Origin of the sequence: Sutcliffiella horikoshii, from assembly GCF_008180725.1 — a bacterium.
GTDB classification, from domain to species: Bacteria; Bacillota; Bacilli; order Bacillales; family Bacillaceae_I; genus Sutcliffiella_A; species Sutcliffiella_A horikoshii_B.
Genome location: NZ_VTEV01000010.1, coordinates 91,405 through 106,115, shown reverse-complemented (window position 1 = coordinate 106,115; position 14,711 = coordinate 91,405). Strand labels below are relative to the sequence as shown.

Annotated in this window: 13 protein-coding genes; 7 read left to right on the top strand and 6 right to left on the bottom strand. The window is 41.5% G+C overall.

The genetic code is table 11. The annotated features are described in order from the left end of the window. The first annotated feature begins 5 nt into the window (after nucleotides 1–5). Both FZC76_RS20025 and FZC76_RS20020 read left to right on the top strand, forming a co-directional pair. Nucleotides 6–1,274, top strand: coding sequence for a Glu/Leu/Phe/Val family dehydrogenase (locus FZC76_RS20025; RefSeq protein ID WP_148989922.1), 1,269 nt, complete (start codon nucleotides 6–8; stop codon nucleotides 1,272–1,274). A 42-nt stretch (nucleotides 1,275–1,316) separates the two neighbouring features. Next, the gene (locus FZC76_RS20020; protein ID WP_148989921.1) at nucleotides 1,317–1,571 is read left to right on the top strand and encodes a hypothetical protein; all 255 of its coding nucleotides are present in this window, start codon (nucleotides 1,317–1,319) and stop codon (nucleotides 1,569–1,571) included. Nucleotides 1,572–1,805: 234 nt separating this feature from the next. On the opposite strand, the gene FZC76_RS20015 is transcribed toward FZC76_RS20020, so the two are convergent. Next, nucleotides 1,806–3,134 carry a YjiH family protein gene (locus tag FZC76_RS20015; RefSeq protein WP_148989956.1) on the bottom strand — a complete coding sequence of 443 codons (1,329 nt, stop codon included), beginning with the start codon at nucleotides 3,132–3,134 and terminating at the stop codon, nucleotides 1,806–1,808. Nucleotides 3,135–3,655: 521 nt separating this feature from the next. Here FZC76_RS20015 and FZC76_RS20010 point away from each other — a divergent pair. Next, nucleotides 3,656–3,931 carry a hypothetical protein gene (locus FZC76_RS20010; protein ID WP_148989920.1) on the top strand — a complete coding sequence of 92 codons (276 nt, stop codon included), beginning with the start codon at nucleotides 3,656–3,658 and terminating at the stop codon, nucleotides 3,929–3,931. A gap of 383 nt (nucleotides 3,932–4,314) precedes the next feature. Further along, the gene (locus FZC76_RS20005) at nucleotides 4,315–4,791 is read left to right on the top strand and encodes a GNAT family N-acetyltransferase (protein WP_148989919.1); all 477 of its coding nucleotides are present in this window, start codon (nucleotides 4,315–4,317) and stop codon (nucleotides 4,789–4,791) included. Nucleotides 4,792–4,814: 23 nt separating this feature from the next. On the opposite strand, the gene katG is transcribed toward FZC76_RS20005, so the two are convergent. The 4 genes from katG to FZC76_RS19985 all read right to left on the bottom strand — a co-directional run bounded on the left by katG (nucleotide 4,815) and on the right by FZC76_RS19985 (nucleotide 9,855). Next, complete coding sequence (gene katG, locus FZC76_RS20000; protein ID WP_148989918.1) at nucleotides 4,815–6,998, bottom strand: catalase/peroxidase HPI; 2,184 nt, start codon at nucleotides 6,996–6,998, stop codon at nucleotides 4,815–4,817. A gap of 338 nt (nucleotides 6,999–7,336) precedes the next feature. Beyond that, entirely contained in the window at nucleotides 7,337–7,588 is a 252-nt protein-coding gene (locus FZC76_RS19995) for a hypothetical protein (protein WP_148989917.1), read from the bottom strand. A 152-nt stretch (nucleotides 7,589–7,740) separates the two neighbouring features. After that, the gene (locus tag FZC76_RS19990; protein ID WP_392396860.1) at nucleotides 7,741–8,793 is read right to left on the bottom strand and encodes an NAD(P)/FAD-dependent oxidoreductase; all 1,053 of its coding nucleotides are present in this window, start codon (nucleotides 8,791–8,793) and stop codon (nucleotides 7,741–7,743) included. 99 nt (nucleotides 8,794–8,892) lie between these two features. Then, nucleotides 8,893–9,855 carry a nuclease-related domain-containing protein gene (locus FZC76_RS19985; RefSeq protein ID WP_148989915.1) on the bottom strand — a complete coding sequence of 321 codons (963 nt, stop codon included), beginning with the start codon at nucleotides 9,853–9,855 and terminating at the stop codon, nucleotides 8,893–8,895. Nucleotides 9,856–10,189: 334 nt separating this feature from the next. Here FZC76_RS19985 and FZC76_RS19980 point away from each other — a divergent pair, with 334 nt between their 5' ends. Both FZC76_RS19980 and FZC76_RS19975 read left to right on the top strand, forming a co-directional pair. Then, nucleotides 10,190–10,900 carry a YwaF family protein gene (locus FZC76_RS19980; RefSeq protein WP_148989914.1) on the top strand — a complete coding sequence of 237 codons (711 nt, stop codon included), beginning with the start codon at nucleotides 10,190–10,192 and terminating at the stop codon, nucleotides 10,898–10,900. Between the two features lie 125 nt (nucleotides 10,901–11,025). Beyond that, the gene (locus FZC76_RS19975) at nucleotides 11,026–11,223 is read left to right on the top strand and encodes a hypothetical protein (RefSeq protein ID WP_148989913.1); all 198 of its coding nucleotides are present in this window, start codon (nucleotides 11,026–11,028) and stop codon (nucleotides 11,221–11,223) included. Between the two features lie 348 nt (nucleotides 11,224–11,571). Here the strand turns inward: FZC76_RS19975 and FZC76_RS19970 are convergent, their stop codons facing one another. After that, complete coding sequence (locus FZC76_RS19970; protein ID WP_148989912.1) at nucleotides 11,572–13,284, bottom strand: glutamine--tRNA ligase/YqeY domain fusion protein; 1,713 nt, start codon at nucleotides 13,282–13,284, stop codon at nucleotides 11,572–11,574. 685 nt (nucleotides 13,285–13,969) lie between these two features. Here FZC76_RS19970 and FZC76_RS19965 point away from each other — a divergent pair. Further along, nucleotides 13,970–14,647 carry a YdeI/OmpD-associated family protein gene (locus FZC76_RS19965; RefSeq protein ID WP_148989911.1) on the top strand — a complete coding sequence of 226 codons (678 nt, stop codon included), beginning with the start codon at nucleotides 13,970–13,972 and terminating at the stop codon, nucleotides 14,645–14,647. Nucleotides 14,648–14,711 lie beyond the last annotated feature (64 nt).

Genomic DNA, 14,711 nt, shown 5'->3' with positions numbered 1-14,711 from the left:
CAACCATGAGTACTGTTGTTAAAAATGTCCAAGAAGAATCTTTAAATTTATTTACTTCCACTCAAGTTGTAATTAAAGAAGCATTAGAAAAACTAGGATATTCACATCAGCTATTTGAACTATTAAAAGAACCTCTTAGAATGTTGACAGTACGAATTCCTGTCAGAATGGATGATGGATCAACAAAAGTATTTACAGGATATCGTGCACAACATAATGACTCGGTTGGTCCAACAAAGGGGGGAATACGCTTCCATCCTGAGGTGGATGAGGAGGAAGTGAAGGCACTTTCCATGTGGATGAGCCTTAAATGTGGCATTGCTAATTTACCATATGGAGGAGGGAAAGGAGGAATCATTTGCGATCCAAGGAAGATGTCTGCTACGGAGTTAGAACGACTTAGTAGAGGTTATGTCAGGGCAATCAGTCAAATTGTCGGCCCTACCAAGGATATCCCTGCTCCTGACGTATATACCAATTCACAAATTATGGCTTGGATGATGGATGAATATAGTCGATTACGTGAATTTGATTCGCCCGGCTTTATAACGGGTAAGCCCCTCGTACTTGGTGGGTCGCATGGTAGAGAAAAAGCGACGGCACTTGGTGTCACCATCTGTATAGAGGAAGCTGCTGCCAAAAAGGGAATTCCATTGAAGGGTGCTCGCGTGGTCATTCAGGGATTTGGCAACGCTGGTAGTTTTTTAGCAAAATTTATGCATGATGCAGGAGCAAAAGTGATTGGGATATCTGATGCTTATGGTGCTTTGTATGATCCAGCAGGATTAGATATTGATTATTTACTTGATAAAAGAGATAGCTTTGGAACAGTAACGACTCTTTTTGAACATACGATATCAAATGAACAATTATTAGAACTTGAATGTGATATCTTAGTTCCTGCGGCAATCTCCAACCAAATTACCGCTCAAAATTGCCATAAAATTAAAGCGGCAATTGTCGTGGAAGCAGCCAATGGTCCAACCACTCTAGAAGCAACCAAGGTTTTAACAGAACGTGGCGTACTTCTGGTTCCAGATGTGCTTGCAAGTGCGGGTGGTGTCACCGTTTCTTATTTTGAGTGGGTGCAAAATAATCAAGGTTTCTATTGGCCTGAAGAAGAAGTTATTGAAAAACTTAATAAAGTTATCGTTGATTCATTTAATCAAGTTTTTCGTGTTTCTCAAGACAGAGATGTGAACATGCGTTTAGCTGCTTATATGGTTGGTGTTCGAAAAATGGCAGAAGCATCACAATTCCGAGGTTGGATTTAATTATAATCCACTGATTCAATGAATTTACAAGGAGTGAAGAATGTGATCCAACGATATCATTTAATTAAGTGTCCATATGATGGAATAATTGAAAAAATGTACGTTCGTGGAAATTGCCATGTATATGAGTGGGAAAATCTCTTCTTAATCAAAACAACAGAAGGGAAGATAGAGGGAATCTCAGTAGGTGCAAGTGGACACATCACCTCCCTCGTAGTAAATCAAGGGGATCAGGTAAGACGGAATATGCGATTAGCTTCTTTACAAGATGATTTCATTATTACAGGATCTGATTGATTTTATCTTTTTTATAGCGATTACAAGGTTTGGGATAACCCAAGCCTTTTTCTTATTTGAACACGTATCAATACGCTGTTGATTTCCACCAAAAGAGGCTGTCTAAAAATCAGCTTTTACTGATTTTTAGACAGCCATTTTTATATAAAAGTCTTTGTTAAAAGCGAAAGGCACAAGACTCCCGAGACCATCCACAACAGTATGTAAACAGTAACACAAATATACAGATTAGATTTAAAAAATAATGTGAGCCATTAAGACAATTATAGGTAGCGTAATAATCGTACGTTGAAGGAAAATGATGACCAATTCAAAAAAACGAACAGGTAACTTAGATCCCAATAACAGTCCACCTACTTCTGACATATAGATTAATTGTGTGACAGATACACAGCCAATGACAAAGCGGGTTAGTTCGCTTTCAATCGAACTGCCAATAATAGCTGGTAGAAACATATCTGCAAAACCTACAACCATTGTTTGAGAAGCAGCCGCTGCTTCCGGCACTTGCATGAGAGTGAGAAGCGGGATAAACGGAATTCCTAGATACTTAAAGACAGGGGTGTATTCGGCAATGATTAGTGCTGTCGTTCCAATTGCCATGACGATAGGAATAACGCCCATCCACATATCTAGTACGTTTTGGATTCCTCCCTTCAATACTGTAGCATAACTTTTATTTTTCTTCGCTTGTTGAATAGCTTGATTCAAGCCCCATGAAAAGTGTGTCATGTTTTTTGGTAGACGTTCATCTATCTTTTTTTCAGCTTGTTCATAGTAGGTATCTGGCTTTCTAGATAATGGTGGGATTCTAGGACATATAAATGCTGCTACAAGGCCCGCGATGACAATTGTAAGATAAAATGGTCCAAATACATGTTGAAGATTTAAGTACGAGATGACAACTATTGTAAACGTAATTGATACAACAGAAAAGGTTGTCCCTATAATAACAGCTTCTCTTTTTGTATAATATCCATCTTCATATTGTTTATTGGTTAATAGGACACCAATCGTACCGTCACCCAACCAAGATGCCAAACAGTCAATGGAAGAACGACCAGGCAGTTTAAAGAGTGGTCGCATGACTTTTGTTAATAAGGCACCACATAATTCAAGAAGACCAAAGTTCAGTAATAGCGGTAAAAATAACCCTGCGAAAAGGAAAACGGAAAACAGTACGGGAATTAAGTCGTAAAGTAACAACCCACCAGTATTTTCAGACCAAATCCAACTTGGACCAAACTGAAATAACGTCATAAGTGCAAAGATCATCCCTAATACTCTAGCAATAAGCCAGGTAGGAGAGACATCAAATAATTTGGAAAGAAACGGAGATCTTTCAATCAGAAACGGTTTAGATAACTTTACCAATATAGTGATTATTGTTGTCAGCACAATGACACCTGTCATAACAGAAGGTAGAATACTTGTAAAACTGTTCTGCACTAATTTAGCTAATATTGCAACAGGAATTGTAATTTCACCATTAAATGGAAAAGGGATAATAAATAGAACAATACCAATAAAACTAGGAAGGATAAACTGTAAATACTCTTGCATGCTATAAGATTTTTTGGGTATTGGTCGCCCAGTATCCTGAATCTTTTCTTGTTGAAGCTGATTGTCCAAAGAATTCACCTCAATTAATATATTTTTAGCATAACTAATTATTGAAAGCGCTTTCTGAAATTTGGGAACGCGTTATGTAAGCTCCTCTCTTTCATATTTTTAAATAGACTAATAATAGTGCATATTTCTTTTAATGCAATTTTTGTGCCAACAAAAAATGATAGAGTTTATGTATTATCACGCTAAATAGGAGTTTCTTTGCAAAGAGATTTTGCAGTACATGCAAAGAAATAAATCATATTTATGCAAGTTTACAAAGGAGATACCCCTGAGCAAAGAAGGAAAAGGACAAGGGATTTCAGAGGTAACATAAATCCGAGCGAACGTAACCAATATCGACTTATTTCAGAAAATAACCGTAATCCTAAACGTTGGAACACAACTGTATCCACCCATACCGAGTACCTCTGCTGGAACTGAACTACAACGTGAAAACAGACATGGAGAATGAGGTGCGGGCAAACAGAACCACCGAGCTAATTCTATCAGCCATTCATATTGAGGAAGCTGTGGGTGCCGGAAAAGTAGAAGGAGCCACGTTGGAAATCTCCTTTGATGAAGGTCAAACATGGAAACCGGTCAATTTGTCAGCTGACGGTTCACAGTGGAAAGCCAAAATTAAACATCCGAATAACCCTGGCGGATCTGTTTCCTTCCGTGCCAGTGCATGGGATGATGCCGGCAATACCATTAAGCAGGAAGTCATTAAAGCATACAGATTAAAGTAAGAGACAGCTAATTAACTAGAAAGATAGTAAGCTAGTGTATTAAATAATCATGAAGGCCATTAATCTTCATAGATAATACGAGAATATAAAATAGCAAAAGCTGGACCCCCCGGAGTGTTTATAGGTGAGGTTCAGCTTTCTTTAGTTTGTGACAGAGTAAGTATTGTTTACAGACAGCATTTGATGAAGCGAGGAGTAACAATGGGAGTAGTTTAAGAACTATGACAAAAAACTGTTTAGACATTACCTGTACACAGAAGAAAGTTAGTGAAAAGAAAAAATGGTGAAACCATTAAATCCACGGGTTGTTATTGTATAATTAGGTAAATGTTGCAGATTCGGATTTATGGAAAAAATTTTAAAGTTAGAACGGAGCAATTATAATGAAAATTAACGAACTAAGCAACAAGGATCCATTGCTTGACCAGGCAATCCGTGTGTTTTGGCAGCAATGGGGGAGTAAGGAGAACTTCAAATTTTATGAAGATGCGATTCTCCATTCTGCTACAACCTCTTCTGATATACCACGATTTTATGTGGCAGTGGAAGATGGTGAAATCATTGGTACGTATGCGATTTTACGAAATGATATAAATAGCCGTCAGGACTTGTGTCCGTGGTTGGCTTGCCTTTATGTGGCAGAGGAGCATAGAGGGAAGGGGATAGGTGCCAAGCTTTTGGAGCACGGGTTAAGCGTGGCTGCTGAAAAAGGCTATGAGAGTCTGTACTTAACGACAGATATAGAGCATTATTATGAGAGATATGGTTGGAAAAATAGCGGGATTGTTTATGGACCAGGCGGTGGTTCGATTAAACTGTATGCGAAAAGGACTGCACAAAAAAATCCGGGTGGAGGTTGACCTCTCCATCCGGATTTTATGTTTTATTTTTTCACTTTCACATCATAGCGATCTGCATCCATTACTTTCACCCATGCAGCCACAAAGTCATTTACAAACTTTTCTTGGCTGTCGTCTTGTGCGTACACTTCGACAAGGGCACGAAGAACGGAGTGGGAACCGAAGACAAGGTCTACTCTCGTACCAGTCCGCACAAGTTCACCTGTTTGGCGATCACGTGCTTCGTAGTAGCCTTCTCCTTCTACTGGCTTCCATTCCACACCCATATCAAGCAAGGTCACAAAGAAGTCATTGGTGAGCGTGCCTACTCGGTCCGTAAAGACACCGTGCTTCGTATCGCCGTGGTTGGCACCAAGGACACGCAAGCCTCCGAGAAGGACGGTCAATTCTTTTGCAGAAAGGTCCATGAGTTGAGCTTTGTCCACCATGAACTCTTCTGGTTTCAAGGAGTATTCCTTCTTATGGTAGTTGCGGAATGCATCCGATACAGGCTCCAGCACTTCGAAATTTTCCACGTCTGTTTGGTCCTGTGTGGCATCACCGCGACCTGGTGTGAATGGAACTTTTACATCAAAGCCGGCGTCCTTGGCAGCTTTTTCAACGGCTGCACTTCCGCCAAGCACGATTAAATCTGAAAGGCTGACTTTTTTATCTAGGCTACTTTGCAGGTCTTCTAACACATTTATAGCCTTTGCTAGCTGCTCTGGCTCGTTTGCTTCCCAGTCCTTTTGAGGGGAGAGGCGAACTCGGGCACCATTTGCTCCACCACGTCTGTCAGAATGACGGTATGTGCTGGCAGAAGCCCAAGCAGTTTTCACAAGCTCGCTGACAGAAAGTCCGCAATCTAATAGTTTTGCTTTAAGATCCTCAATCTCCGCATCTGTTAATGTGTAGTCCACTTTTGGAATTGGATCCTGCCAAATGAATTCTTCTTCTGGCACTTCAGGTCCTAAGTATCTGTCGCGAGGCCCCATGTCACGGTGAAGCAGCTTAAACCATGCGCGTGCAAAAGCATCGGCAAACTCATCCGGATTTGCATGGAAGCGGCGAGAGATTTTTTCATATTCTGGGTCCATGCGCATTGCCATGTCCGCAGTGGTCATCATTGTTTTTACTTTTTTGGAAGGATCGTGAGCGTCTGGAGCTAAATGCTCTTTATCTGGATCAATTGGTGCCCATTGGTAGGCCCCGGCTGGACTCTTTGTCAGCTCCCACTCATACCCAAACAGCAAATCAAAATAACTCATATCCCATTTCGTTGGAGTAGGCGTCCATGCACCTTCAATTCCACTTGTGATTGTGAATGCGCCATGTCCAGTTTCATGGCTGCTCTTCCAACCGAAACCTTGATGTTCAAGGCCAGCACCTTCTGGCTCTTCTGTCACATGAGATGGATCACCAGCACCGTGGGCTTTTCCAAATGTATGACCGCCGGCAGTCAATGCCACCGTTTCCTCGTCGTTCATTCCCATCCGTTTGAAGGTATCACGAATATCAAAGGCACTCTTCTTCGGATCTGGTTCGCCGTTTGGTCCTTCAGGATTTACATAAATCAATCCCATTTGCACGGCAGCAAGCGGGTTCTCCAGGTCGCGCTCACCGGAATAACGGTTGTCGCCAAGCCATTCCTTCTCCGGACCCCAGTTTACATCTTCCTCAGGCTGCCAAATATCTTCACGGCCGCCACCGAATCCAATCGTTTTTCCACCCATGGATTCAATTGCTACGTTTCCTGCAAAAACAAGCAAGTCTGCCCAAGAGAGCTTGTTGCCATATTTCTTTTTAATAGGCCAAAGCAGTCGGCGTGCCTTGTCCAAGTTTCCGTTATCAGGCCAACTGTTTAACGGAGCAAAGCGTTGCGAACCACTTCCGCCGCCTCCGCGTCCATCTGCTTGGCGATATGTACCTGCAGCATGCCAGGACATACGAATAAAGAAGGGCCCGTAATGTCCATAATCCGCTGGCCACCAGTCTTGGCTGTCTGTCATAAGATTATGTAAGTCCTCTTTTAGACTTGCATAATCAATTTTTTGAAATTCCTCTGCGTAGTTAAAATCTTCCCCTAGTGGGTTTGTCTTCGTGTCATGCTGGTGAAGCACATGTAAATCTAGTTGATTTGGCCACCAGTCCTTGTTTTTTGTTACTACAACAGGCTTTTCGGAACTTTCCCCAGTAAACGGGCACTTTCCAACGTTCTCATTGTCCATACATCTTTTCCCCTTTCTGTTTTGAGAGAAGTAAACAGCACACTAACTTGCCTTACAACGTACGAAACCACAAAATGAGACAACATCAATTCTTACATTGTAATTATAATAAATAATCTGGTAAATAAAAAGAAATATGCAGAAATTTCAATAACTTTTGCCAAGGTAAGGTATTTTTGCTTCTTTTTTACTAGTTTACGAAAAGATAGTATGAACATTTTTCCAATTATTTATCCGAGAAAGTGAGGAAATTGGAAGGATAAAACGCAAACAGCGCGAGGACCATGCTAGAAAGCTCGAATAGATAAAACAAACTCTACTCCAAGTGAACATCCTTTCTACTCTTTTCCGATTAAATCAAGGTAGGAAACCCAAATCATACCGGCTGAAAATAAACATAAAACACCAAATCTCAAGCCATATATGAAACTGCCTTCTAAAAAAAATTCGATAGAGGAAATCCCTGTTATCACACCAACGGCCAGAAATGCAACAATGGTGAATAGGGTAGAGGTGCCACCAAGTATTGATTCCAGACAGCCTCTTTTTTCTCTTTGCTTCACCTCTGCCAAATGAACCAACCCCTTCATACTTTGTCTCTTTTGGTTAAATACCTTATTTTGTAAAATGCTAAACTGTTTTGGAAATAGTATTATACTAGTACAGTGCATGGGGAAGTGTTTTTGTCGTGAATAAAAAAAGTCCTCCTACTAGTAGAGAGGACTGCAGACTGGCAGTGCATTTATTTTACCAATTGCTTTATTAATTTTTTGTTTCTGCTTTTAAAGATATCATTATGTGAGGATACCATGGCGTAACTGTTTGCCTGTGGTTGAATATATTGCTTTGCTTTGTTAACCGCATTTGCAGCATCCTGAAATGCACCTGCTATAAGATGCAACTTTCCATCATGCTTTAATATATCCCCTGCAGCATAAAGGCCAGGTACCGTCGTTTCGCTGTTGGCATTTCCACTAACATAATAGGTGTCCACCATTTCAATAGGCAGTTCACTGTTCTCTATCAATGTTCCGTCTCTTTCATACCCATGACTGACAATAATTTCATCAACGGCTAAGTAAGAAACTTCTCCTGTTTGATGATTGGTGAGCTCCACTCGTTCAATAACCTCATGGTTAGAGCTTGCGATTAACTTAGTAATCGAGGTTTGGAAAAAGCATTCCGCCGAACTGTTTAACAGCTGAGATACCTGGGCCTCGTGTGCGGATAATGCTTCCTTTCGATAGGTTACATACACCTGCTTGGCGATTGGCTCTAGCTCGTTTGCCCAATCAATCGCCGAATTCCCACCACCAGAAATGATGATCGTTTTATCTTTAAAATGCTTCAAGGATTTAACCGTATAGTTTAAATTTGTCACTTCAAACCGGTCCGCACCCTCAATATCTAGCTTTTGTGGGTGGAGAATACCTCCTCCTACCGCTACAATAACCGTTTTAGAAAAATGCCGTTCACCATGTGAATCCTCTAGAACAAAGAGTTCGTCCTCATTTCGTGTAATGGAAACTACCTTTCTATTTAAAACAACCTCCGGATCAAAGGTTAGCCCCTGCTCCACCAGCTGTTCCATTAACTTAGCACCTGGAACAGGCGTCAATCCGCCAACATCCCAAATCATTTTTTCCGGATATACATGAATTTTTCCACCTAATTGTGGCTGATACTCAATCAGTTTCGTTTTCATTTCTCTAAGACCGCTATAAAAAGCAGAATAAAGCCCAGCCGGACCTCCGCCAATAATTGTTACATCAAACACGTCTATGTTCAACCTCATCACTCCCAACTGAAAAATAAATAAAATTGATTATCATTCTCAATTAAGTATATAACTATTTTACTAGTTTATGCAATAAGGATGAGATGACAGAGCGGTTTATTCTAAATAGTAAATCCGGCCTTTGTTAGTGCCTTTTTGGGGGAGGTTTAGAGTAAAAAGGAATTTGGAAGCGATACTTATAGAAGGAATACAGACAAACTCTCTGAACTGTTTGTTTGTGATGGTGTTGCCAAGCCCAATCAAAGGATAGTCCTTGATTGTTCGCGAAACCGGATCCAACTCTGTATGCCCGCATGAAACACACGTCCATTTTTTATAGTATTTTTTCATGGGAGCATGTGAGCATTTTATACATATAACTCCTTTTATAAAGTCAGAAGGAGTGAGGCCGTAGTATACCATCAAGTTAAACGTTGAATCATCTTTGTGCCTGTTTAGTAACACTTTCACTAGCTTGTTAGTTTCCTTAGCTGAAAATCTAGTGGTTTTTTGTGTATGGTCGATAGCTTGTATTCTAGTGGGAAGATTTGTGTGAAAGACAATTTTATTAAGTAGTGTGGGGGATTTTTTAAATAAGGTGGCACTTTTGTGCGAGATGACTACTTGTGTTTCGATAGAAATGGAAGGTAATTTAAGTTTATCTATCAGGCCAGAAAGCTGTATTTTGTGTCGGGCAAGTTGTGCCAGGGGATCGCCAACCCTTTGATGGCTATCTTCATGGTGCCGTATAAGAATCCCGGTATCTTCATCGAATTCAAGTTTTCCTTTAATGTATTTTGAATCTAAGATGAGGCAGTGAGTTGGTGTGATCAGGAGTGAGTCCATCTGAAAGTAGCGGCCTTTTGTATCTGGGATTCTTAAACCATGGAGTATTTTATAGTTTTCATGGGGGAGGAAGGAGGAAAAGTAGTCCATTGCCTTTTCACCTAGATATCCATAGTGCAAACGAAAGTATTCTTTTTCGATTTCGGGGTATTTTGGGTGGTTTTTTGGAACTCGTCTGATGGCAGCTTCATGTGCGAGCAATTTGAATGGTTTCTCTCTTTCTTTTATTATCATAGTTTTCTCCTTTTCATTGAATTCTTCACTCTATTTCGCTACTGGATTGCGGAGTTCCTGCTGAATATGGAATTTATTTCATTTAAGTTTTTGGAATGGCAGGGTGGGGGAATTATATTGTCCACTTTTTGATTTTATTGTCCACTTTTTTGATATATTAGCCACTGTCTCCATTTATTGTCCAATTAAGGCATAAAGGCCATTCGACACCGAACGACACAATTCGCACCACCGGAACCACATCGAATCCCCCAAAAAATTCCCGATCAACAGTCTTATCTGCCACTTGCGAAGAATAAAATACTTACAAGCGCCTTAGAAAGGGGGACATTGAATGTTTTCCGTTAACGCCATGCAATCATTTGAATTGTTTTCTGTTGAACATATCCTTACCTTTTTCGTGTTTGTAGGCATTTGCTTTATGTTAGTTCATTTCAGGAAGGACCTAAAGCCGCATCAGACGAAAATTAAGTGGACATTATTCATTATCCTACTAGTATGCGAGATCTCACATCAGATCTGGGTGCTATCTACGAATCAATGGGGAGTGGAGGACCTGCCCATTCAGCTTTGCTCTGTTAGCACCTTTATTGCCATGTACCTTTTTCTAAAATCAAACGAAAAACTTTTCCACTTACTTTATTTCATTGGATTAATTCCGCCTATCTTAAGCATGGTCACTCCAGAGATGGTGTACCAGTTTCCACACTACCGCTTCCTTAAATATTTTCTACATCATTCCGCAATCCCATTGGCAGTGTTATATTTCATTATCTATGAAGGATACCGAGTCCCGAAGAAAGCCATCATCAGAAGCTTCGTTGCTTTAAACATCTTGGCGGCCCCAATCTTTTTCATCAATATGTTCCTAGGTACAAATTTCTTCTATTTAGCAAACCCAACGGAATCAAAAACCATCCTTTCCTTCTTCGGGTCAGGGGTCTGGTATTACATCAACTTGGAATTGGCGGCCCTTTTCATCTTCTTACTCACTTATATTCCGATGGCGAGGTTGATGCGTAGTGAGCGGAGGATTGCAGGGTGAGGTAACTTCGCTCAGCGGAGGTTCCGGTGGTTTGGATGGATGACAGTAAGCCCATTCTATTGAAAAAGTTGCCAAAATACGCTACTTTCATGATAGATAAAATTCTTTGAATGGAGAGAGCGGCCATGATGGTAGCATTAGGAATACTCAGCATCATTATTTTAGTTGGAGGACTGTTTGTGACGATCCAAGTAGCGGGAAGCGGGGATAAAAAATACCGTGAAGAAACAAAGGGGAATGTGAGACGGCTCAGCTTCATCTATGCAGCGCTGTTTGTTGTAATTATAGCTGGATTTTTCGTTTATCTAAGGTGGTTTGTTTAAAATAAGGTAATTATCCTCCCGTTTTGTAGGAACGTGGAGGTTTTTTTTGACTATGAGTTTTGGTTGGCCGCGGGGGGTGGGAGAATTATATTGTCCACTTTTTAATTTTATTATCCAGTTTTCGATTATATTGTCTACTTTTTAATTTTATTGTCCACTTTCTCAATATATTGTCCATTTACCTCAAAATAAAGGCCATTCGACACCGGCCGACACATTTCGCACCCCCAAGCCCAATTCCCCGTCACTCCCCTCCAATCAACCTAGGCTCTCCGCCCCACCCAACATCCCACCCCACACAAAAAACCCCCCGTTCAACCAAAACGGGGGGCCACTCCATCAAACCACTTATAATTTAAACGAACTCTTCAACGACACTATTTCATTAAACACAAGCTTATCTGCAGTCGTATGCTTTGGATCCACATTGAAGTAACCGTGGCGGAAGAATTGAAATTTCTCCTGCGGCGCCACACCCTTCATGTTTTCCTCCACAAAACCATTTAACACTTTCATAGAGTTCGGGTTCACGTGGTCAAGGAAGGATTTCTCCACTTCCACCGATTCCTCCTCTTCTGTGCCAGCAACATTTGCCACCTCAGTTTCGACTTCCTCTTCAGGCTCCTCATCCAATAACAAAGGTTCGAACAAACGGAACTCAGCTGGCACCGCTTGTGTTGCTTCCACCCAGTGCAGGGTCCCTTTTACTTTACGGCCTGTAAAGCCAGTGCCACTCTTCGTTTCTGGATCGTACGTACAATGGATCTCCACCACATTGCCATCCTCATCCTTAATAAAATCCTCACACTTAATGAAGTAAGCATGCTTCAGACGTACTTCGTTACCAGGGAAGAGGCGGAAGTATTTTTTCGGTGGATCTTCCATGAAATCTTCTTGCTCAATGTAAATCTCGCGGGAAAATGGGATCTGTCTTGTTCCCATTTCCGGATTTTCCGGGTTGATTTCCGCATCCAGCATTTCCACTTTTCCTTCAGGGTAGTTGGTGATGACCACTTTCAACGGACGTACCACACCCATCGTACGAGGGGACTTCAATTTCAGATCTTCACGCACAAAGTGATCGAGCATTTGCGAGTCAACAAATCCGGATCCTTTAGAGACACCTGTTTCACGAACGAATGAGCGGATTGCTTCCGGCGTGTACCCTTTACGGCGCAATCCGGAAATTGTAGGCATACGAGGGTCATCCCAGCCGTCTACAATGCCTTCTTCCACAAGCTTGCGTAGCTTACGTTTACTCATCACCGCATTGGTGATGTTCAAACGGCCAAACTCGATTTGCTGTGGCGTTCCCGCCATTTCTGTTTCTTCCACTACCCAGTTGTATAATGGACGTTGATCTTCAAACTCAATCGTACAAATAGAGTGTGTCACATCTTCAATCGCATCCTCAATCGGGTGTGCGAAGGCATACATTGGGTAGATGCACCATTTGTCTCCTGTATTGTGGTGCGTTGCATGAGAAATACGGTAGATAACCGGGTCGCGCAGGTTAATGTTAGGTGATTTCATGTCAATTTTTGCACGAAGCACTTTTTCTCCGTTACCGAATTCGCCTTTGCGCATGCGCTCGAACAGGTCAAGGTTCTCTTCCACAGAGCGGTCGCGGTACGGGCTGTCTTTTCCCGGTTCTTTCAACGTGCCGCGGTAAGCGCGGATCTCATCAGCAGAAAGGTCATCCACATATGCTTTGCCTTTTTTGATTAAAAGAACGGCGCGATTGTACATCTCTTCAAAATAATCAGACGCAAAGAAAAGTCCGTCCCAATCATAGCCAAGCCATTTTACGTCTTCTTTGATGGAGTTAACATATTCAACGTCTTCTTTTAAAGGGTTGGTGTCGTCGAAACGCAGATTCGTTTTTCCGTTAAACTCGTCAGCAAGGTCAAAGTTGATGACGATGGATTTTGCGTGTCCGATATGTAGGTAACCGTTTGGCTCTGGAGGGAAGCGGGTGATGACATGGTTGCGCTTGCCGGATTCCAGGTCCTCTTTTATGATATTTCGAATAAAATTCGAGTTTGCTGGGTTATGTTCCAAGTTTTTCAACCTTCCTTATATAAGAATGCCGGGGGATAGCGGGCCATTTCAGCAGTTTTCCCCACATTTATGATAGTCAATATTGTAACACAAGAAATGGCAAGCGCAAAAGCTTATAAGAGGGGGAGGGGACAAAAAGAAAGGGTGCAGAATTTTGGTTAGCTCGTGTGCTGTCAGAAAGGCCCTCATCCCCCGGATGAAGACCTTAGTCGAGCTTGATCCACATCAGCGAGGCCCTCATCGCCTGAATGAAGACCTTAGTCGAGCTTGATCCACATCAGCGAGGTCCTCATCGCCTGAATGAAGACCTTAGTCGAGCTTGATCCACATCAGCGAGGCCCTCATCGCCTGAATGAAGACCTTAGTCGAGCTTGATCCACATCAGCGAGGTCCTCATCACCCGAATGAAGACCTCCGTCCCGCCCAATCTGCATCACAGAGGTCTTCATCGTTATCCCCCAAATATAAAAAGCAGCGGGACCCCTTTCTCCCACTGCTCACTCCACCATTATCTATGCACCTTCATTGTAAAAGGTGAGGGGATTTAAAAGTGTGATAAATATTTAGAAGAAGAGGTGAACTTTTTGTTAACAAGTGAGCAAAGTGGGAAACAGGGTTTGACCTTGCAGGATTTTGATATAATAGTAGTAAGAAATATAAGGAGCCAGAGGAGGATGGAAGAGGGATGAATGCCGAAAAAACCATTATTGATAAATTGAATCTGCAAAAATATGAGAACCGTTTATTTTTGAATTTGCCTAAAGATGTAGCGGCAGAGTTTAATGGTATTGAATTTGATACTGCCATTGAAAAGGACAAGTATGACCTGATATTCTTGTTTATGTTCTCCATGGATGATTTCAATAAATACGTCCAAACTGTTAATGAAAAGCAGCTGCTTTCTGATAACGGCTACATGTATGTGGCCTATCCGAAAAAGGGTAACCCGGTTTATCCAGAATACATAGAGCGAGACAGCTTTTATGCAGACCTAAATCTAGATGAGGAAAAGTACTTGCCGAACAGTAATCTTAAATTTTCCAGAATGGTCAGCCTGAACGAGGTCTTTACGGTAGTGGGGTTGAAATCCACCCCTAAGAAAGCAACAAAGAAGACAAGTGCAAAGAGCCAATGTGTGGATGACTACATCGCACACATCGATGACATCAAGAGCTTCCTAAAAAACAATGAAGCGGTATTAGCGAAATATAACGATCTGACATATGGCTACCAAAAGGATTGGGCGCGTTATGTCTATAGTGCAAAAAGGGCAGAAACACAAGAAAAAAGACTGCACGAAATGGTGGCAGTTATTGACGAAGGTCATAAATCGATGGATCTATACAGGAGAAATAAGAAGTAATGGGAGTCCGTATTCTACATGTAGAATACGGTTTTTTTACTATTAGATTTGAATAATTAAAGTG